The following is a 20,802-nucleotide window of genomic DNA, read 5'->3' on the forward strand; positions in this document are numbered from 1 at the left end:
GCGGCAGGTTCGCCGGAAGCGACCTGCAGAGAGGTGACGGAGCAGGCAGACAGGCGCCTGCTCCGTCTGAAAACGCGGCATCAGGCGCGGCGGCGGCGGAGCAGGAGAAGACTGCCGAACACGCCGAGAAGCGACGATGCGGCCTCGGGAACGGCGACGGGGGTGATGGCGAACCCGGAGACGGAGCCGCGCTGATGCGCTCCGTTGTTGACCGCAAAGGCGAGGGTGATCTCGTTTTCCGTCAGGCCGGAAAGCGTGGCGTAACCGCGCACGCCGCCGGTGCCTCCGATGCCGCCCACCACGCCGGTGGGCTCGGATCCGTCGCCCAGCACAATCGGGGTGACGGTCTGGAGCAGGCTCAGGTCGGCGATGTTGCCGCCCGACAGCAGACCTTGGCGCAGTTCGAAGTCCAGCAGGCCGGCATCAGCCTCGCCCTGATCGGTATTCAGAAAGACGGTCAGGGTGTAGCTGGAAGCACCGACCGATGAGAGGTAGCTGGAAAGCCCGCTGAGTTGCAGGGTGACGCCATAGCCGTCTCCATTGGCATAGGATCCACCGCCGTCCCCGTCGTCCAAATAGCCCCGGAACACCTGCTGCGAGGCATCGCTTCCGGTAAGCTCCTGCGAGCCGCCCGACCATCCGTTGGCACGGTGATAAGTGACCGTAAAGCCGTTGCTGCCATCGGTGACGAGAATTCCGCTGCCGTTGTTGTCCTTGTCGAGGTTGGTCCACACGGGGGTGTCGAGACCGGCGACGGTGTCGAGCGTGGCGGTGTTCTCGCCAGCGCCGATGTTCTCGGCAGTGAAAGAAGTGCCGCCGAAGTTGACGGCGACCGTGGCGGCGCCAACCGGGCACGCGAGCGCGGCCAGAAGCAGTGCCAAGGATGGGGAGGACGTGATGAGTTTCATGGTGGGGTTCTGTTTTTCGGAGGCAATGGGCCGCCTCCTCACCGGCAAGTGTCCGTTCGCATGCAATCTGACGAAGTTTTTGCTGTTTTCCGGAGCAGCTCGTGAGGTGGGATTGAGGTAAATTAATGCAACCCGAGGACGTATCAGCTTCCCTCAGTCAAGGAGGCTGGCTGGGGTGCTCCATCTACGAAGGAAGCAGATGAGCGTCGATCGCCGGAATAACCCGCCCGGCCGGCGTTCACCGCGGGCTTCCCGGTGCGGAGCTCCTGCCCGTCCCGGACCGCACTTGGCGCTTGTGAGGGCACGGCGTTTTGGAGTTGCATCCACTCAGTTCGGCACGGGAACATCCGAGGGTGCCTGCGGGTAATCGCAACGAAGCACCGCATTCGGCGGCACCCGCGGTGAGCGCGGCCTTCGTCGCGCTTCGTGGCCTTGGCTTGATTTCTCACCGTCCTCGCCTATCTCAAATTCCGGGAACACTCCTTTTCCGCGCCCCAGCGATTCAATGAAAGACAGCACCCCCAGATCGAGCGTGGATGACCCGTCGTTCCACGCCGAGGGTGCCGGGGAGGAGTTGATGGGGGGGGCGCAGGAGCTGTCTTCGCAGCGCGAGGCCGAGGAGTTCGAGAGGCATTGGTTGGACGTTCAGCCTTCCGTGCGCGCGTTTCTAACTGGTTATTTGAGCGACCGGTCCATCGTGGACGATTGCGTGCAGGAAGTGGCGTTGCTTGCTTGGAAAAAAGGTCCTGTGAGGGAGGGGCCGGAGCGCTTGCTGGCTTTCTCGCTGGCCTGCGCCAAGCGGATCGCGATGTCCGAGGTCCGCCGCACCTACCGCACCCGCCGGAGGATGCTGGCGGTGAAAACGCTGGCTTCCCTGGCCGAACTGGCGGCGGAGCAGGAGCGGGAGGAGATGGACCTGAAAGCTTCGCTCACGGCCGCTCTCCGGGGCTGCCTGGACGAACTCGATGCGGAACCCCGCCGATTGCTGGACCTGCGCTACGTTTCCAAAGATCGCCGCGCCTTGACAAAGGAAGCCAAGTCGCGCGGATATACGACAGACGCGGTTTACAAGAAGCTGGAGAGGATCCGGGCCTTGCTGAGAGATTGCGTGACACGGAAACTGAAGGAGAAACGATGAGTCAGGTTCCTCGAAATCAACCCCCTGATCCGGAGCTGGAGCGTCTCGTCTCACGCTTTCTCGACGATTCTTGCTCCAAGGAGGAGCGCGCCCGCCTTGAAGAACGGCTGCAGGACGAACCGGAGGCGATGGAGTATTGCGCCCGGGCGATCCGCTTCGATGCCGCGCTCGGTGAGGTGCTGAATCCCCGCGAGCTCGAGTGGGAGGAGACCCGGCGGCTGGTGATCGATCGCGAAAGCGGGCCTGCATGGACCTTGCAGCGCCGTCTGAGGCTGGGACGGTCCTACAGGCGCTGGCGATGGCCGACCTACCTCGCCCTGGCTGGTGTGGTGATCCTGGCGACCGGGGGCGGACTATGGTGGAGGCATCTGCGCGGAGAGGAATTCGTGCTGCGCAATGGCGATTTCGAAGCGATGGATCTCAGCCAGAGCCGCTCGCCGGTGAGCGAGACGATCTTTTACTGGCAGGAGTCCTTTTTCACGACGAGGGCCAATCTTCTGGATCTCAACCGCGCGACCGACGGCAAGTTTTACGCGAGGTCGGGACGCAACGTGGTTTCCCTGAGCCAATGGGGCTTCCTCAACCAGGTGATCCTCAACCGCAACGGCGCGACGCTCGATGCAAAGCCCGGCCTCCGTCTCACGGTGCGGGGGTGGTATATGAGTGAAGTGTCGGCCCCCGACGGATTGTTCACGGCAGTCCGCTTCGTCGCCAGCGGTTATCCGGACATGGTGCAATACTCGGCTGCGACCTCGACGCATGACGTCGAGGCAGGCGGCTGGCACTCCTTTGAAATGACTCTGACCCTGCCGCAAAATCTCTGGATTCCTCAGGAGGAGACATTGCACAGCATTCCCGACACGCCGCCATCGATCGACTTGGCAGGGAAGCCTTTGACTCTTTCGATCGACTGCAAGATGGAGGGAATTCTCTACCTCGACGATCTATCGATCGAAGTCCACGAGCCCTGACAGGGGATAGCAGATCATGGAGAGATAAGACTCAGGTGGAGATAAGCGTCAGGGTGCCGGCGGGTGGAAGGTGATCTCGGCCACGTTGCAGTAACCGCCGTCCGGAGAGACGTAGCGGAGGTAGCGGAAGGCTTCGGTGCTATCGACCGGGATCAGATTGTAGACGCCATCCGCCGGGGCGTCGGAGAGAGTGGCGAGCGTGACGGCGTCGCTGAAATCGGACTCATTGGCTCCCTCCAAGACTCCTCCCACCATCCGTTGACCCCAACCTTCGCGGGGAAACACACGGATGCCCGCGACCCGGCTCGGAGCGGACCCGAGATCCAGGCCGGCCCAACCGCCGGACGGCTCTGGGGCGTCGAAGTGGGTGGAGGGGTCGCCATCGAAGACGTTTTCGCGGGTGTTTCCTTGATTGCCGTAGGAGCCCGGCGTTCCGATGACGGTGCCTTTCAGCGCGGCACCCACGGCGGGCCGTTCGGGCAGGGGCACTTTCGTTTGCAGGCGCTTGGAAAACACGCCGTGGGTGCCCGCCGCGGCGATCTCGAACACGATGGCGTCCTCTTTCCCCATGGCTGTGACGGTGACGGGGAACGAAAGTTCGCTGGTGGCACCGAGCCATCTCGTTTTTCCGGAGAGCGGATTTTTCTGATAAATGGAGTAATGGGACACGTCGCCCGGGGCCGCCTGCCAGTGAAGGAGAGCGGAAACATTCTCCAGTCCCTTCACCTCGACCTCCTCGGCGCGGAATCCGCGGGGGGCGGGAGTTCCGGTCACGGGCTCCTCGCGGAGACCCAGACCGCCGAAGTGGAAGCGGAAGTCGTCCGCGCGCGATGCGGCTTCGAAGCGGAGGAAAAGAGACGACAAGGTGCGGTCGGCGAAGGGCGCGAGATCGAAGCCCGCCGTGGCCCAGCGGTCATCTGCAGGGGCATCGAGTCGGAAAAAGGCAGGCGAACCCGGCGCGTCTTTAAACCGCAGGCCCAAGCTCACCGAGCCCTTGCCAAGGTTCACGGTTTTGAAGGCGGCGCTGAGGCGGGTGGTCTTGGTCAGGCGCAGGTCGGCGCTGAACAATTCAAGATCGGAGGTGTCCTGCAGCGTCCCTTCGACCTTGATCGAAGCACCGCCAAGCCACGCGTCGGTGGTGTCGAGCGATGGCACCAAGCCGTCTCCGGTCATGTTCCACATCTCGTCCGGCAGGCGTCCGGCGAGGCTCCGGCATGCCCATGGCTCGGTGGAGAGGATCCTGCCGTGTTCGGCATAGAGCGATCCGCGCGCCGTGGAGAAGGAGGTTTGAAATGGCAGCGCGGAAATGGGGCGGGTGTCGGGAACGGACAGGCGCATGACAAATCCTCCCCCTGCCGCCGTTTCCGCTTTCACCGAACTCTGCGAATCCATCATCCCATACTCCAATGCGGAGGCGTCATCCCGGACAATCTCGGCCTGATAGGAAACGCCCGGCTTGAGAAACGGAAGCTCGAGTTTCCAGTTCCGCGCCTCCCCGGCGTTCATGATGAGAACATACCACTCGTCGCCGGCCCGGCGGGCCATCACGCACGATTCACCGAGCACGGTTTCCGGCAGAACCCGTGTCTCATCCCACATGCAGGGAATGGCGGTGATGACGGAAGCGAACGGGCTGTGGGCGATCCGGTCGGCACGTTCCGCATAGGTGATCAGCGGACCGGTCATGGCGGCGACGGAAGCGATTTCGAAAGCCTGGGTTTGCTGGCCTTGCAGCCTTCCTTGGAGGCCGAGCGGGGTGAAGTCAGCCGGGCCGGCGAGCAGTCGGGTGAGCGGTTCGTGAACGGTCGAGGCGGCGTCGGGGAATGCTTCTTTTCCGTGGATACCCTCGACGCTCAGCAGGTTTGGATAAGTGCGGAACTGGCCGAGCGGCTTGCCGGTGCCGTGCAGGTCCACCATGAGCCGATGCCGCGCGGCTTCCTTGAGGATGTCCTCGATCAACTGGACCCGCTCTTTCGCGGCGGGGCTTACTTTTTGAAAGTCGAAGAAGTCCGCCTTGAAGCCCGCCGCGCCGAGCTTTTCGAGCTTCCCGAAGAACTCCGTCCGCTGCGCCTTGGTGGCGAGATTTTCGGAGGCAATCCACATCAGCACCTTCACGCCGACCTCGTTCGAAGCATCGATCACTTCCGCCACTTCGTCCCAGGGGTCGCCTTCGTTCCAAGCGGCCCAGCCGTCATCCACCGTGTTGTATTCGAAACCGAGGCGGCTCGCCCACCGGGATTCGAGCTTTGAGTTCTTCGCGGTCAGTCCGCCGGGAAACCGCGACATCCAGTTCCAGACCGACCTGCCGGGCCGGGCCCAGGAGGTGGCGGTGCCCTCGGGAAAAATCGACGGGTCGGGTGCCGGCGCCACTCCTTCGACGATGTCGCTGTTCAGCAGCGTGTCGAGGGAACCGGCGGTGATGACGCTCCAGGGCGTGCGCACCTTTCCCGTGGTGGTCATGCCCTGGCTGCCGTCGCCATTCGGAACGTAGGATGTTTGAAGAAGACGGCCGGGGGCCTTGGTGAGGAAAGGATTGGAGAAACCATCGCCCGAGCCCGACTGGGTGATCGCGAAGTGGATGCCCTGCGAGAGGCGTCCAACCACCGGGGGGCCCATGGTGGTGCCGTCGCCGATCTGTCCGATGTCGGTGCCGCTGTAGACGCTTTCGTAAATTGCGTTGCAGGGTTGCGAAAAGACGCGCGTGCCGGCGGGAATCATGAAGCCCGTCGACTCCGCCGTGACGGCTTTTTTACCCGAACCGTCCACCTCGTAGCGGAAAGCGATGCCGCTGTCGTAGGCGCGGATGCGGAAGACGTAGCTTTCTCCGGTGGATTGGTGGGTCACCGGCAGGCTCCACTCCCGGTAGTGATTTTTGGCCAAGGCGTGGACGCCGTGCCGGGATGGGAAGCTCTCATCGACCTCGTCGCCGGTCGCTTGACCCAAGGTGATCCCGGTGCCCCGGTCGCTGCCGTTCATGACGAACCCGAGAGGGGAGGGCTCGATCACCGTCGTGCCGTCGGCCGTCAGGGAAAAGGTGAGGCGGTCATCCACCACGGAGACATCCGCCAGGATATTCCCGGAAGGGCTGCTGAAGGAATCGGCGAAAGCGGATGTCGGCGCGAAAATCAGGACGGTCCAAGGCAGGGTCAGCAGCAGTCTTCTCATGAAATTACTAGAAACCTAGTGTCCGCAGGTCCGGAAACCTGACGGAAGAAGGGCGTAAAAGCAGAACGCGGCCGACCCCGGGTGGGATCGGCCGCGTGTGAACTTCAAGGCTCAAGGCCCGCTTTAAGGCTCGCTCTGAATGCGATAGAAGGCCTTGTCAGCCGGAGGTGCCGGATCGCTGAAGGTGTGGCTGCTCACGCCCGTGACCGCATCGCCCAGCGGAGCGAAATCGGAGAGGGTGAGCGAGCGCATCAGGCGATAGGACTCACTGGCCTGCAGGTTCTCGACGCTGATTTCGAAGGCGGTGCCGTTGAATGCCGCCGATACGATCATCGGGCTGCCCACGACGGGCGCGCTGGCCGCGTCGGCCGGGTTGGTGCCCGCTGCGAGTTCCTCCTCGTTGGTGAAACCATCCATGTCGAGGTCGCCTGCGGCCCCTTGATCGCCGGTGCCGTCGGTGGGATCGAGGCGGTTGGCCAGCTCCCACGCGTCCGGCAGGCCGTCGCTATCTCCGTCGAGTGAGTTCGGCACCGCCAGGATGCGGAAGTTGTCGAAGTAGACGCGGTTTTCGTCCGTCACCTTCCGAACATAGGCCACCAGGGTGCCGGTGGGAGGCGTGTCACCGGTGACGAAGGAGTAGGGCTGCCCCAGGGCGCCGCTGCCGAGGTTGGAGACGACGCTGGCGCTGCGCAGGCGGTCGAGACGTCCATCAGCGTCAGGGTTCCCCGAGTCGCTGGCGATGCCGCCGAGGTCTAGCTTGCCGGCGTATCCCGGCAGTGCCGTGCCCGAGCCGGAGCCCGTTCCCTCCCGCAGTCCAAATTCCATCAGCCCCGTGGGCCAACCGGTCCGGGCGCCGCCCGCGAGGTCCACGATGTAGGTGGTGTTCGGCTGGAAGTTCACGCCCGTGTCCTGGTAAAGAACGGCATCGGTGAGCTGGATGGCGGCCATGTTGATTCCTTCGCCGCCCATCATGCCCACGGAAGACATGTTTTCGACGTAAACCGCATCCTGGGAAGGTGGGGCGGGGTCGAGGGTCCACGAAGTCGGTTGACCGTAGGTGAACGTGCCGGTCGCAGGTTGCTCGAAACTCGCGTTCAGCAAGGCGACGGTCGGCAGGCTCTCCGCAGGAGAATCGTCGGTCGGATCGAGCCCGAGCACGACCTCCCAGCGATCGTTCACGCCGTCTCCATCGGTATCTTCCAGGTTCGGATCCGTGCCGAGCACCGAGCCGGGAACGTGGTCGTTGTCGGGATTCTCCGCCCCGTCGAGGAAGCCGTCGGAGTCGGTGTCCGCCAACAGGGGATCGGTGCCGGTGAAATTCTCGCCGCCCCAGAGGCCGAAGGTGTCCTCCACGCCATCATCATAGCCGTCGTTGTCGGTGTCCATGTTGCGGGGATCGGTGCCAAGTTCGAACTCGGCCAGGTTGTCCAGATTGTCGCCGTCCGGATCGCCGGCGTCACCGTTGTCGACATTCACGGAGCCGTCATCGAGCGGATCGAGCGAGTAGGTCACTTCCCAACCGTCGGAGAGGCCGTCAAAATCGCTGTCGCGATACACCGGGTCGGTGCCGAGGTCGAACTCCTCCTTGTCGCCGAGGCCGTCCTCGTCGGAGTCGGCGGAGATGGGGTTCGAGGATTCGCTGCCACCGTTGTATTCGTCGGCATTGCTCAGGCCGTCCTCGTCGGGATCACCGGCTGCGCCGTTGGCGGGATCGACGGTGCCGTCGTCCGCGGGATCGAGGCCCCACATGATTTCCCACTCGTCGGGGAGGCCGTCATTGTCGGTGTCGACCGGAGTGTCATCCGTGCCGATGATCTGGATGGCGTTGATGGGAGCCCGAAAAGGGTCGGTCCCCCCTTCTTCGGTGCGGATGTAGACCGCGGGAGAAGATTGGAGCTTGAAGGCCGTGAAGTTTCCCGTGCCGCTGCCGGAAGGGACCTCGACGTAGGTGGTGGTGGTGCCGAAGTTGGCGGCATCCAGAAGTTCGCGAACCGGGGTGGTGTTGGCGCCGAGATCCGGGGGTGAATCGTTGCCGCCGGTGGACGCCAGCCAGACACGGGTTGCCCGCTGGCCGGTGGCGTCGTCACCATCCGTGTAAACCACGATGCTGTAGGAGGTGAAACCGTTGGCCGACATCCAGGTATCGAGGCCGGTGAGGAGGATGAGCGGCTCGTCGTCATTCGAGCCGAAGCCGTCGAACAAGCCGTTCACGGTGCCGTTGGAATCGAGGTAACCCTTCATCAGCTTCTGATCGGGGGTCGTTCCCGGATTGCCGCCATCGCCCCAGCTGCCGGGGCAGTCCCACTGGATCTGGATCGCAGTGGCCGCACCGTTGGCGTCGTTCAAGGCGGTGGGCCCGCCCCGGTCGCCAAGGTTGTTCCAGTTCGTTTGTTCGTAAGAGGGGGCGCCAGCGGAGTCCGCGGGAGCCATGTCGGTGCTGCTGCCACGGAAGTTCACGCCGACCTCCAAAGTGGTCGCGTGCGAGAGGGTGCCGAGGGATAGCAGGAATCCGGCCGCCGTGATGGGCAGCCGGTCGGGTTTCGATCGATGGGTTTTTCTCATGGGGTCGGTTAGTCACGTTCGAGGACTCCTTCTTTGGCAAGGTGCGCTAAAAGACGGAGCTCTCTCGGGCTGGAAGTGCCCGCAGCTCCGGAAAGCTGACGAGCTTTTATCTATTCCGTGGGTAAGCTCTCCGGGCCTACCCAGTGATTCGCGAAATCCTTTATAAGCCAATCGATTATGGATATTTAGCATGAGGGCGACCGCGCCTGTCAGTGGGACCTTTGGAAGAAAAGCTGAAAATTTAAGTCAGACTTTTCACGGCGCGGACACTCACCGGCCGACAGGGCAATGCCGGCCCTGCCCCAAATTCCCCAAGCCCCAAAATGAGAAACCTCCTCACCTCAATCCCCGTCCTTGCGACCGCGCTTCTGTGCGAGGCGCACGCGTCCACCATCAGTGTGAACTTCACCCGCCCCTCTGATGCCGTCAATACCACCATGGGTGCTTCTGACGTTGCGGGCGTCGCAGGCACCCAAACCCGGGTTGACCATTGGAACAATGTCGCCGGGGGCGATGGCACCACGTCGGGTCTGGCCTACTCGGACACCACCGCCTCCGGAGCCAGCATTACCGTCGCTGGCTCGATCGGCGCTTGGGGGTTGAGCCAAAGCGTCTCGTCGGGTGATGACCGAATGTGGAATGGCTATTCAGACTTCGACAACAATCAAGGATCGATCACCGTCAATAACCTTTCGCTGACTGGCTCCTACGACGTCTACGTCTACTTTGATGGCCAGAATGGTTCCAACTGGAAGATCGGTGAATATTCCATTGGAAGCACCACATTCTCCGCGGAGGACACCGAGAACACCAGCTGGGGAACCGGAAATAACACCGCGAAGGTCTATCAATTGCCTCAATCTGGCGGGACTAGCAACGCGACCTGGCCGGTCAGCGGAGGTAATGGTAATGAAGGAAACTATCTGGTTTTCAGTGGAATCACTGGCTCGTCATTCACTCTTAATGTCAGGGGGACTGCTGCCGGTGACGGTACATACCGTGCTCCTGTCAATGGTCTCCAAATCGTCGGTGCGAGCGCGGTTCCGGAAGCCTCCGGTCTTTTGGCTGCTTTCCCCGCCTTGCTTGGCTTGATGCATCGCCGCCGGGCCTGATGAACGAATAAAGTTGTCTTGGGTTGGAAGCCCGGGGGGCGAGCCGTGATGGAAATCTCGATTTCCGAAGGGCAAAACTCTCCGGGCTTCGTTTTTGATAACGGATCATTTTTCAAGTCCGTTCATGCATGGGTTTTCACTCATGCATGCTGAGCAGCCCTTCATCCGGTCTCTGGAACGGCTTCCGATACCACCGCCCGGCGCGTCGGCCGAGGTTTACAAGATCTTCGGCCACGAGATATCCCGAAGGGATCAGATAGAGGGTGATGAAGGTGGCGAAGAGGATGCCGAACCCAAGCGACACCGCCATCGGGATGAGGAACTGTGCCTGAAGCGAGGGATCCAGCATCAACGGCAGCAGCCCGACGAAGGTGGTCAGCGAAGTCAACAGGATGGGGCGGAAACGACGGGCACCGGCATCGGTCACGGCTTCGATGCTCATGTCGCCGGCCCGACGCCGTTGGTTGGCGAAATCGACCATGACCAGCGAGTCGTTCACCACCACGCCGGCCAGCGCGAGCATGCCGAACACCGACAGGTAGGATGGCGTGAGGTCGAGAATCATGTGGCCGGCCAACGCACCGATGATGCCGAACGGCACGGCCAGCAGGACGACGAAGGGCTGGATGAGCGATTTGAAGGGAATCGCCAGCAGGGCGTAGAGCGCGAGGAACAGTGCGATGCCCGCGATCCAGATGCGGTGGCCGGTTTCCTCGTGCTCCTCGATGTAGCCGGTGTAGCGCCAGGAATACTCCGAGTGGCCCTTCAGGATGGCGTCGAGCCGCGGCCGGAGATCGCGCGAGATGGCGATGATGTCGACATTCTCATCGACCGGCTTGGCGCCGATGCCGGTGACCTGGGCACCATCGACGCGGAAGATGTCCGAGCGGGCGTTTTTCAGGGAAACGGTGGCCACGGTGGCGAGGGGGGCGTTGCCGCCATCGGGCGTGCGGATGCGCAGGTCCTCGAGCGTATGGAGCGACTGTCGTTGCTCCAGCGGCAGGCGGACCATCACGCGGATGTCATCGCGCCCGCGCTGGACGCGCTGGGCCTGCTCGCCGAAGAAGGCGGAGCGGATCTGGCCGCCGAGGTCGCGCTGGGTCAGGCCGAGCAGTTCGCCTTCCGGCTTGAGCGTCACGTGGATCTCGGGGCGCACCCGACCCTGATCGCTCCAGGCATCGGCGATGCCCTCGTAGGCCTCGATTTCCTCCACGATGCGGTCGGCGATGTCGGCCTTGAGCGGGCCTTCCGGGCCACGGAGCTCGAGGCGCATTTCCTCCATGTCATCGCCTCCCATGCCGCCGCCGCGTTCGCCGGAAATCCAGAACGATTGGGCGTCGGGAATCTCGCCGACGAGCTCGAGCCAGCGCTTGGCGATGTCGCTGTTCTTCGGGCCGGGTTCGCTGCGCTGGCCGGGATCGACCACCGAGACGATCACGAAGCCTTCCCGCGGGTCGGCCCACGGACGCCCCGGGTGGCCGCCGGAGGAGGTGAGCACGTCCTCGATGAGCGGCTGGCCGGTGCCGGGATCGACGAATTCCTTCTTCAACTCCGCCACGGCGGCGGAAACCCGTTTCACCCGTTGGTCGGTGGTTTCGATGGGCGTATCGCGCGGCATCTGGATGCGGGCGAAGATGCGGTTGCGGTCCATCGAGGGCATGTTCACGAAGCCCAGCCGACCGCTTTTCACCAAGGCGAAGGCGCACATCGCGATGGCGAGAAAGGCCGCCGTCGTGACGTAGCGGTGGCGCGTGGCGGCCACGATGGAGGGGTGGTAGACGCGCTCGATAAAGGTCTCCAAGCCGTCGGCAACTGTCTTTTGAAAACGGGCGAAGGGGCCGAGCCTGGTGCGGCCGACCGGGATGTGCTTCAGGTGGCAGGGCAGGGCGAGCTTCGATTCGACCAGCGAGAAAAACAGCACCGCCGCGACCACCGGCGGGATCTGCTTGGTGTAGTTCCCGTAAAATCCCTCGAAGCCGAGCAGCGGCAGGAAGGCCACCACGGTGGTGAGCGCGCCGAAGGTGACCGGCACGGCGACCTCCTTTGCTCCATCGACCGCCGCCGTGACCGGATCCTCGCCGCGCCTCAGCTTGGTGTAGACGTTTTCCGCGGTGACGATGGCGTCATCGACCACCAGCCCGATGACGATGATGAAGCCGAACACGCTCATCGAGTTCAGGGTCATGCCGAAGTACGGCATCATCAGTAGTCCGCCGGCAAAGGAGATCGGGATGCCGAGCACCACCCAGAATGCCAGCCGCGGCCGCAGGAAGAGCCCGAGCACCACCAGCACCAGCAGGCCGCCCTGGAGCATGCTGTTGAAGAGCGTGCCGAGCCGGCCGCGCAGCTCCACGGAGCTGTCGTCCCAGATGTGCAGCGTGATGCCCTCCGGGAAACGGGTGCGCTGCGAGGCCACGTAGTCCTTCACCTTGTCGGCGATGTCCAAGGCGTTCTCCTCGTTGAGGCGCAGCACCTCGACCAGCAGGGCGGGGTGGCCGTCGAAGCGGATGATTTTTCCACCCTCCTCGAAGCCGTCGATGACGTTCGCCACCTCCTTGACCTTCACGTTCGAGCCCTCGTTGTTGGAGATGACGATGTTCTCGAACTCGTCCTTGGTGAAGGCCTGGCCTTTCGAGCGGATGATCATCGCGCCCTCGTCGGTCTGGATGCGGCCGGCCGGCTGGTCGATCGAGGTGCGGCGGATCGCCTCGGCGAGGTCGTTGAAGCCCAGCCCGTAGTCGCGCAGCTTCGCCAGGTCGGCCTCGATCGCGATTTCCTGCCGCGTCTCGCCCTGGATGGCGGCCTGGGAAATGCCGGGCAGTTCCTGCAGGTCGTCCCGCACCCGCCGGGCGGCCTTGCTCAGGTCGTTGATGTCCATGTCACCGGTGATGGCGACCTTGATGACGTCCATCCACTTGGCGGTGTCCGGCACGAACACGCGCGGCGGCTCGATTTCCTGGGGAAAGGTCACGATGCCGTCGACGCGGAGCTGGACCTCATCCATCAGCTCGACGGGATCGATGTGGTCCTTGGCGATCACCTTCACCTCGCCGAAGTTGGCACGGGCGCTGGATTCGACACGCTTCACGCCCGGCAGGCCTTCCAGGGCGAGCTCGATCGGCACGATGACGGCCCGCTCGACATCGCCGGGCGCGCCGCCGCGGTAGTCGATGTGCACCAGCACCTCGTTGAACTTCATGCTTGGCTGCACCTCCAGCGGGACCCGGTTCATCACCGTCCAGCCGCCGAGCAGGAGGATGGCGATCATGAGGAAATTGGCCGCGATGTCGTTGCGGGCGAACCAGCGAATCATGTCGGGCTTCTACGGTGGGTGGATGGCGGGGTCTAGCGATGGATCCCCGCTGGCTCCGCAAAACCTTGCCGCGAACCCCGGGATGGCCGAGGGGAAGGGGCATGAAACCGGCCGGCATGCTTGCGGCGATGGTGGCGGCGGTCGTTTCCGCCGCCTGCTGTCCGCTGGAGCCCATGGCGGAAATCCGGGCTCGCCTGCCGCAGCGTGAGTTCGTCGAGGTGGCCGGGCAGGCCGTTCATTTCCGCGAAGGGGGAAAAGGCGGCGTGCCGGTGCTGATGATCCATGGCTTCGGGCAGTCGGGCTACACCTTCCGCGAGCTGGGTCCGCGGCTGGGCCGGCGTGTGCTGGCGCCCGACCTGAACGGCTTTGGTTACACCGAGCGACCGCCGGATACGGCGGCCTACGCGCCGGGTGGGCAGGAGGAAATGCTGGCCCGTTTGGTGGCGGCGAAGGAGCTGAGGCGCATCGACATCGTCGCGCATTCGTACGGCTGCGAGATCGCACTGCGGCTGGCGGCCCATCATCCGCAGCTCGTCCGGCGGCTGGTGCTGATCAGCCCGGCGCTGAACATGGACGTGGCGCCCGACTCCGCGATTCGGAATCCGCTCGTCCGCGAGGCGTTGTATCCGCTGCTGCGTCTGCTGGTGTGCGACCGGGTGCGGCTCCGCGCCTTGTTCGAGCGGGCCTATTTCCACCCGGACGTGCTCACGCCCGAGACGCTGGAGGAATACCGTCGGCAATTGCTGGTGGCGGGTCTGCACCGGGCCTATCGGGGCTTCGGAGCCGCGATCCCGACCATGAAAGCCGGCCGGGTGGAAATCGACGGCGTTTCCCAGCCGATCCTGATCCTTGCCGGCCGCGAAGACGCGATCGTTCCCGTGGAAACTTTGCCCTCGTCCGGACTCGGCCACCGGGTCGCGATCCTGGAAGAAGCGGGACACGTGGTGCCCGAGGAGGCACCGGAAGACGCGGCGTCGGAGATCCGTCGCTTTCTCGCAGGGAGCCGATGACTGCCGTCATACCGGATTCTCCGTTTGAGGATTGCAGGAACGGAGCGGGACTCTAGAAAGGCCGCGCCCGCGGAGGCGGGCTTGATTTATGGATTACTCCCGAAAAATCGCCCGCCAGGTGGCCGCCGTGCCGCGCTCGGGCATCCGCGACTTCTTCGAACTCGTCCAGGGCCGCGAGGGCATCATCTCGCTCGGCGTCGGCGAGCCTGACTTCGTCACGCCGTGGAACATCCGGGAGGCCGCCATCTACTCGCTGGAAAAGGGCCAGACCAGCTACACCTCGAACCTCGGTCTGCCGCAGCTCCGGAAGTCGATCGCCGGCTACGTGCGGAGCTTTTTCGGCGTGAGCTACGACATCGGCGAGGTGCTGGTGACGGTCGGCGTCTCCGAAGCCATCGACCTCGCGCTGCGCGCCCTGATCAATCCCGGCGAGGAGGTGATTTACCATGAGCCCTGCTACGTGTCCTACTCGCCGAGCATCGTCATGGCCTACGGCAAGGCGGTCGCGGTGGAGACCCGCAAGCGCGACGGCTTTTCGCTGAAACCCGAAGCGCTGGAGGCGGCGATCACGCCCCAGAGCCGGGTGGTGATGCTGAATTTCCCGACCAATCCAACCGGTGCCACGGCCTCGCGCGAGGATCTGGAAGGCATCGCGAAGCTGTGCATCGAGCACGACCTGATCGTGCTGACCGACGAGATCTACTCGGAGCTGCGCTACGACCAGAGCGAGGCGCATGTGTCGATCGCTTCGCTGCCGGGCATGCGCGAGCGCACGGTGCTGCTGCATGGATTTTCGAAGGCCTTCGCCATGACCGGTTTCCGTCTCGGCTACGCCTGCGCGCCGCAGCCGATCATCGAGGCGATGATGAAGATCCACCAGTACTCGATGCTCTGCGCGCCGATCACCAGCCAGGTGGCGGCGATCGAGGCGCTGGAAAACGGCCTGTCAGCAGTCGAGGACATGCGCGAGAGCTACCGGCTGCGGCGCGATTTCCTGGTGAAACGCCTCAACGAGATGGGCCTCAGCTGCCACTCGCCGGGTGGTGCCTTCTACGTGTTCCCGGACATCCGGGAGACGGGGCTTTCGAGCAAGGACTTCGCCATGCGCCTGCTGGAAGAGGAAGGCGTGGCCGCGGTGCCGGGCAGTGCCTTCGGGGCCAGCGGCGAGGGCTTCCTGCGCTGCTGCTATGCGACGGCCTTCGAGGACCTGCAGGTGGCGATGGACAAGATGCAGGCCTTCGTGGGTCGCCTCTGAGCCATGACGGCGGCCGACCAGCTCCGGGTCACGGACCACGAGACGTGGATCCGCCGTCAGGTGGCGCCCTTCGCGCTGTTCATGGGCTTCCTGCTGGTGCTGCAGGTGGCGGGCAGTTTTTTCGCCAGCGACCTGCCGAGCGCTCGATGGTGGCGGAAGGCGCCGGAGCAGTGGATTTATCCGGTGCAAACCATGGCCTGCCTCGTGCTCCTTGGGGCTTGGTGGAAAAGCTACGAGTTCAACTGGAGCCTCCGCTGGTCGCTGGCCGGCGCGGTGTTCGGCGCGGTCGGGATCGGCTGCTGGCTGCTGCCGACGGTGATCTGGGACCGCTGGCAGCCGCAGGGCGAGGGCTGGTGGACGTGGCTGGGCGTGCAGGACCGGAAAAACGGCTTCGATCCGGGCGAGTTTTTCTCTCCCGGAGGCGCGGCCTGGTGGGCGGCGATGGTGATGCGCTTCCTTCGCGCGGCGGTGGTCGTGGCCTTGGTCGAGGAGATTTTCTGGCGATCCTTCCTGATGCGCCTGGTGGCGGACTGGAGCGGGCGCTACTGGTTGCAGCCCTTTGGAAAGCACACCTGGCTGGTCTTCGCAGTGGTCACGGGGGGCTTCGTGCTGGCCCACGCGCCGGTCGATTACGCCGGGGCCATCGTTTACGGCACGCTGACCTACCTGCTGGCAGTCTGGAGCCGCAACCTCGGCGCATGCATCATCATGCACGCGGTGGCCAACGGCCTGATGGGGTGGTTCGTGGTCGCCACCGGCAAAACCGGCTTGTGGTGAATCGATGGATGGTTGACCGGTGCCGAACCGTGAGCGTAGGTTGCCACGTGTCTCGCCGCCTCGGCGAAAAGGAATTCGTGAACGAGCAGAACGCCATTTTTTGGGGAACCTTCGAAGGTTTCGTGTGGATCCGGTGTGAGGGCAAGGGGTCGTTCCTGCAAAGCCCGGCGCTCAAGGAGTGCGCCCAGCAGGGGGAAAAGCACGGCCGCCGCCGGTTCGTGATCGACCTCGAGAAGTGCAGCGGCATGGACTCGACCTTCATGGGCACCCTCGCCGGTCTCTCCACCCGCATGCGCCGCTCGGGCGGCGACGTGCAGATCGCCTCGCCGGGATCGAAAAACCGCCAGTCGCTGGAGGATCTGGGGCTTGACCATCTTCTGGACATCGAACCGGCCGACGCCGAATGGCGCGGTCACGTGGACGACATCCGGTCCGACCTGAAGTCCTTTTCGCCGAACGGCCCGCAGGGCCTCGGTGAGCGGGCCAGGCACGTGCTCGACGCCCACCGCGACCTGGCCTCGACCAGCGACCAGAACGCCCGTCGTTTCAAGGGCGTGCTCGACGTGCTCCAGAAGCAAGCGCCGCCGGACGAGGCGGATAAGTGATGGATTGGCACCACGTCTCGGCCATCCTTGGCATCGCGCTGACGGTTTGCTTCCTGCTGATCGGGCGCCTGAGGCGGAGGCTGTGGCGGAAGCGGAAACAACTCAGCGCGTTCGAGGCCGAGGAATCGCGGATGTTCGATTTCCTCCATGATCTCGGCGAAGCCATCGGCAAGGAAGCCGGCCAGCTCGGGCTCTACCGGGTAATCGTCGAGGGCGTGAACCAGGTGGTCGGCGCCCGCGGCGGGGCGGTCTATCTGTTGGATGACCCCGGCGAGCTGCTGCAGCCGAAGCACATCTCCGACCATTGCCCGCCCCTGGTCGGGGTGCCGGTTGAGGTCATCCGCCGCGCCAAGAAAGATCCGCGGGCGATGGAAAGCCACCTGCGGCTGGCCCAGCAGCCGGCCGACCAAGGCGTACTCGGTAGCGTGCTGCAGTCCGGCAAGCCGGCCCTGATCCCCGATCTGAAGAGCCACGAGGCCTTTCGCGACGCGTTCCATGGCTTTGGCGGCGGCGAGGTCTCGGCGATGCTCGCACCGCTGCGCCACGGCGGAAAGGACCTGGGCGTGCTGGCGGTGGCCCGCGGCGGCGAGGAGTCCCCGTTCACACCGAACGACTTCACCGTTTTCCGCTCGGCGGCGGAGCAGAGCGCCTTCGCCCTCGGAAACGCGCTGCTCTACCGCGAGGCGGCGGAGAAACGACAGTTCGAGAGCGATTTGCGCAGCGCCAGCGAGGTGCAGCGTATCCTTTTGCCGCAGGGTGATCCGGTGATCCCCGGCTTCCGCGTGGCGGCCACCAACCTGCCCGCCCGGATCATCAGTGGCGACTACTATGATCACCTGAGATTGGCGGATGGCAGCCACGGGGTGGTGATCGCCGACGTGTCCGGCAAGGGCGTGGCCGCCGGCATCATGATGGCCATGTGCCGCAGCGTGCTGCGCGCCGAGGCGGACAGCAGCGACGATCCGGGCGAGGTGCTCGGAATCCTCAACCGCCAGTTGTTTTCCGACATGCGCGAAGACATGTTCATCAGCCTGTTTTACGGCGTGATCGCCCCCGAGGGCGGCACCATGCGGCTGGTGCGGGCCGGCCACGAGCCGGCCCTGTGCTACCGCAGTGCCACGCGGAAAATCGAGCGCGTGCGGCCGCCGGGACTGGCCATCGGGGTCGATGACGGCCCGGCCTTCGAGCGGGTGACGCGGCCGGTGGACTTCGACATGAGCTCGGGCGACTGCCTGCTTTTCTATACCGACGGGGTGAAGGAGGCGGTCGACAGCAACGAGCAGGAATTCGGCATGGACCGGCTCGAGGCGGCCTTCCAGGCGGCCGCACCGCTGGGCGCGGAGGCGGTGCTGAGCGAGATCCGGAGGGAGGTCGAAACCTTCGCCGGCGGCGGCCCGCAGATGGACGACATCACACTGCTGGTGCTGGAGCGTCGTTGATTGAGGGTGGCGACGGGGTTGACGGGATGGGCGGGGCGTGACAGGTAGCGGCCATGCAACCCGACGAACCGCAGAATTCCGCCGAGGAATTCGAGGACAACGCCGAAGTGGACGCCGCTGCCGCGGAAATGGACGAGCTGGATCCGATCACCGCGCTCGAGCAGGATGTCTTGAAGTGGAAGGACCTCGCCATGCGCGGCGCGGCCGATCTGGAGAACTTCCGCAAACGCGCCGCCCGCGAGCGCGAGGAATCCGTGCGCTACGCCAACCAGTCGCTGCTGGAAGAACTGTTGCCGATCCTCGACAACTTCGAGATGGGCATGCAGGCCGCCGGGCAGGAGAAGGACTCGATGGTGTTCATCGGGATGTCGATGGTCCGCAAGCAGCTCAACGATTTCCTCGCGAACTGCGGCGTGTCGGTGATCGAGGCCGAAGGCAAGCCCTTCGATCCGAACCTGCACGACGCCGTCTCGCAGGAAGCCACCGACGAGGCGGCGGAAGGCACCGTGCTGCGGGTCACGCGGCGGGGCTACCTGCTGCGCGATCGTTTGCTGCGCCCCGCCTCGGTGGTGGTGGCGCGCGCGCCTGAAAACGGAGAAGGCTGAAGACGATGGCGGAGCGCGATTACTACGACGTCCTCGGGGTGGCCAAAGGTGCCAGCCCGGAGGAGATCAAGAAGGCTTACCGCAAGCAGGCGGTGAAATGGCACCCGGACAAGAATCCGGGCGATGCCGCGGCCGAGGACAAGTTCAAGGAGCTTGGCCAAGCCTACGAGGTGCTGAGCGATCCCGACAAGCGGGCGGCCTACGATCGCTACGGGCACGCGGCTTTCGCCGGCGGTGGCGGAGGTGGTTTCGGAGGCGGAGGCTTTGGAGGTTTCCATGATCCGATGGACCTGTTCTCGCAGGTCTTCGGCGGCGCGTTTGGCGGGGGCTTCGAGGAATTCTTCGGCGGCGGTCGTCGCCAGCGCAGCGGCAAGCAGCGCGGCAGCGACCTGCGCTACGACCTCGAGATCTCGCTGGAGGAAGCGGCCCACGGCTCGGAGAAGGAGCTGGAAATCGAGCATCACTTGGCGTGCCCGACCTGCAATGCGACGGGTTCGCGCAGCGGTGGGGGCACCCGCCCGTGCACGAGCTGCGGCGGGCGCGGCGTGGTCGCCCGCCAGGCCGGCATTTTCATCCAGCAAACGACCTGTCCGGAGTGCCGCGGGACCGGCGAGACGATCTCCGACCCTTGCGGCGACTGCTCCGGGGAAGGCCGGGTCCAGCGCCCGAGCCGGATCAAGATCCGCATCCCGGCCGGAGTCGATGACGGGACCCGCCTGCGCTCGTCGGGCAACGGCGATGCCGGGGTGCGCGGGGGCACGCCGGGCGATCTCTACGTGTTCCTCCATGTGAAGGAGCACGAGGTTTTCCAGCGCGAGGACAACGACCTCTTCTGCCGCGTGCCGCTGCCCTTCAGCACGGCCGCGCTCGGCGGCGAACTGGAGGTGCCGACGCTCGATGGCAAGGCCTCGATCCGCATTCCGGCGGGCACGCAGGGAGGCACGTTCTTCCGGCTGCGCGATCGCGGCATGCCGGTGCTCTCCGGTGGCCGCAAGGGCGACCTGCACGTGGAAGTGCAGGTCGAGGTGCCGACCCGGCTCAACGCCGAGCAGCAGGACAAGCTGCGCGAGTTCGCCGAATCGATCGGCGACCACAACTCGCCGATGCAGGAGTCGTTTTTCCAAAAGGCGAAGAAGTTCTTCGGCGGCGATTGACGAGGTCATGGCCCGGTTTTTCCTCGCACCACAGGATTGGGACCGGGCCGCCTTGACCGGCGAGGAGGCGGTGCATTGTTGCCGCGTGCTGCGGGCGAAGCCGGGTGACCGGATCGAGGTCTTCGATGGCCTCGGTCGCTCGGCCCCGGCGGTGGTCGCCTCCGTTTCGCGGCAGCGGGTCGCCCTCGAAATGGGGGCGTCCCGGCAGGATCCGGAGCCCGCGGTGAAAACGGTGCTCGCCCAGGCGGTGATTAAGGGCAAGGGGATGGAGTGGCTGATCCAGAAAGCCGTGGAACTCGGCGTGGGTGGCATCCAGCCGCTGACGACCCGCCACGCGGTGGTGAAACCCGGTGATGACAAGCCGGACAAGTGGCGCCGCACGGCCCTCGAGGCCTGCAAGCAGTGCGGCCGCAGCCGGGTTCCGGAGTTCGGCGAGGTGCGCTCGCTGGAGGACTTCCTGTCGGAATACCAAGGCGGGTTGAAGCTGATTGCGGCTTTGTCGGCGGATACCCTGCCGCTGGCGGAGGCGATCCGCAGCGGTCCTCCTCCGAGGGAAGCGGCCGTCCTCGTGGGGCCGGAGGGGGACTTCGCGCCGCACGAGCTTGAAGCCGCCCGGCGTCACGGTTGGCAGCCGGTTGGCTTGGGCAACACGGTGCTCCGCAGCGAGACCGCGGCATTGTATGCCATTTCCGCATTTCGTTACACCTACGGGTAAAGCTACTTAAGGACCCTTGAATAATTGAAAGGTTTGTGGCAGTCAGCGCCGTCCACATGTCGCGCTGCCTCCT

At 64.6% G+C, this 20,802-nt stretch carries 15 protein-coding genes; 11 read left to right on the top strand and 4 right to left on the bottom strand.

What is annotated here, in order from left to right; translation table 11 throughout:
• Positions 1-80: 80 nt before the first annotated feature.
• A complete protein-coding gene (locus ABXH26_RS05630; RefSeq protein ID WP_353566064.1) occupies positions 81-908 on the bottom strand; it encodes a hypothetical protein in 828 nt (275 codons plus the stop codon).
• A 505-nt stretch (positions 909-1,413) separates the two neighbouring features.
• Between ABXH26_RS05630 and ABXH26_RS05635 the strand changes: the two genes are divergently transcribed.
• Together ABXH26_RS05635 and ABXH26_RS05640 are read left to right on the top strand one after the other, a co-directional pair.
• Positions 1,414-2,046, top strand: coding sequence for a sigma factor (locus ABXH26_RS05635; RefSeq protein WP_353566065.1), 633 nt, complete (start codon positions 1,414-1,416; stop codon positions 2,044-2,046).
• Positions 2,043-3,017, top strand: coding sequence for a hypothetical protein (locus ABXH26_RS05640; RefSeq protein WP_353566066.1), 975 nt, complete (start codon positions 2,043-2,045; stop codon positions 3,015-3,017). The genes ABXH26_RS05635 and ABXH26_RS05640 overlap by 4 nt, the downstream gene beginning before the upstream one ends.
• A 48-nt stretch (positions 3,018-3,065) precedes the next feature.
• On the opposite strand, the gene ABXH26_RS05645 is transcribed toward ABXH26_RS05640, so the two are convergent.
• Both ABXH26_RS05645 and ABXH26_RS05650 read right to left on the bottom strand, forming a co-directional pair.
• Positions 3,066-6,182, bottom strand: a complete 3,117-nt coding sequence (locus ABXH26_RS05645) for a glycoside hydrolase family 97 protein (RefSeq protein WP_353566067.1) — start codon at positions 6,180-6,182, stop codon at positions 3,066-3,068.
• Positions 6,183-6,305: 123 nt separating this feature from the next.
• Entirely contained in the window at positions 6,306-8,744 is a 2,439-nt protein-coding gene (locus ABXH26_RS05650; protein ID WP_353566068.1) for a hypothetical protein, read from the bottom strand.
• Between the two features lie 323 nt (positions 8,745-9,067).
• Here ABXH26_RS05650 and ABXH26_RS05655 point away from each other — a divergent pair, with 323 nt between their 5' ends.
• Entirely contained in the window at positions 9,068-9,856 is a 789-nt protein-coding gene (locus ABXH26_RS05655) for a hypothetical protein (protein ID WP_353566069.1), read from the top strand.
• Between the two features lie 136 nt (positions 9,857-9,992).
• Here ABXH26_RS05655 and ABXH26_RS05660 read toward each other — a convergent pair whose 3' ends face one another.
• Complete coding sequence (locus ABXH26_RS05660) at positions 9,993-13,169, bottom strand: efflux RND transporter permease subunit (RefSeq protein WP_353566070.1); 3,177 nt, start codon at positions 13,167-13,169, stop codon at positions 9,993-9,995.
• 101 nt (positions 13,170-13,270) lie between these two features.
• On the opposite strand from ABXH26_RS05660, the gene ABXH26_RS05665 reads away from it, so the two are divergent.
• The 8 genes from ABXH26_RS05665 to ABXH26_RS05700 all read left to right on the top strand — a co-directional run bounded on the left by ABXH26_RS05665 (position 13,271) and on the right by ABXH26_RS05700 (position 20,729).
• Positions 13,271-14,179 (top strand): alpha/beta fold hydrolase, encoded by a 909-nt coding sequence (locus ABXH26_RS05665; RefSeq protein ID WP_353566071.1) that lies wholly within the window; start codon positions 13,271-13,273, stop codon positions 14,177-14,179.
• A gap of 88 nt (positions 14,180-14,267) precedes the next feature.
• The gene (locus tag ABXH26_RS05670) at positions 14,268-15,434 is read left to right on the top strand and encodes an aminotransferase class I/II-fold pyridoxal phosphate-dependent enzyme (protein WP_353566072.1); all 1,167 of its coding nucleotides are present in this window, start codon (positions 14,268-14,270) and stop codon (positions 15,432-15,434) included.
• 3 nt (positions 15,435-15,437) lie between these two features.
• Complete coding sequence (locus ABXH26_RS05675; protein ID WP_353566073.1) at positions 15,438-16,211, top strand: CAAX prenyl protease-related protein; 774 nt, start codon at positions 15,438-15,440, stop codon at positions 16,209-16,211.
• A gap of 47 nt (positions 16,212-16,258) precedes the next feature.
• A complete protein-coding gene (locus tag ABXH26_RS05680) occupies positions 16,259-16,816 on the top strand; it encodes an STAS domain-containing protein (protein ID WP_353566074.1) in 558 nt (185 codons plus the stop codon).
• Positions 16,816-18,255, top strand: a complete 1,440-nt coding sequence (locus ABXH26_RS05685; protein WP_353566075.1) for a PP2C family protein-serine/threonine phosphatase — start codon at positions 16,816-16,818, stop codon at positions 18,253-18,255. The genes ABXH26_RS05680 and ABXH26_RS05685 overlap by 1 nt, the downstream gene beginning before the upstream one ends.
• A 53-nt stretch (positions 18,256-18,308) precedes the next feature.
• The gene (grpE, locus tag ABXH26_RS05690; RefSeq protein ID WP_353566076.1) at positions 18,309-18,860 is read left to right on the top strand and encodes a nucleotide exchange factor GrpE; all 552 of its coding nucleotides are present in this window, start codon (positions 18,309-18,311) and stop codon (positions 18,858-18,860) included.
• Positions 18,861-18,865: 5 nt separating this feature from the next.
• Positions 18,866-20,014, top strand: coding sequence for a molecular chaperone DnaJ (gene dnaJ / locus ABXH26_RS05695; protein ID WP_353566077.1), 1,149 nt, complete (start codon positions 18,866-18,868; stop codon positions 20,012-20,014).
• Between the two features lie 7 nt (positions 20,015-20,021).
• A complete protein-coding gene (locus ABXH26_RS05700) occupies positions 20,022-20,729 on the top strand; it encodes an RsmE family RNA methyltransferase (RefSeq protein ID WP_353566078.1) in 708 nt (235 codons plus the stop codon).
• Positions 20,730-20,802: the final 73 nt, after the last annotated feature.

It is taken from the genome of Haloferula sargassicola (assembly GCF_040362925.1).
GTDB lineage: Bacteria > Verrucomicrobiota > Verrucomicrobiia > Verrucomicrobiales > Akkermansiaceae > Haloferula > Haloferula sargassicola.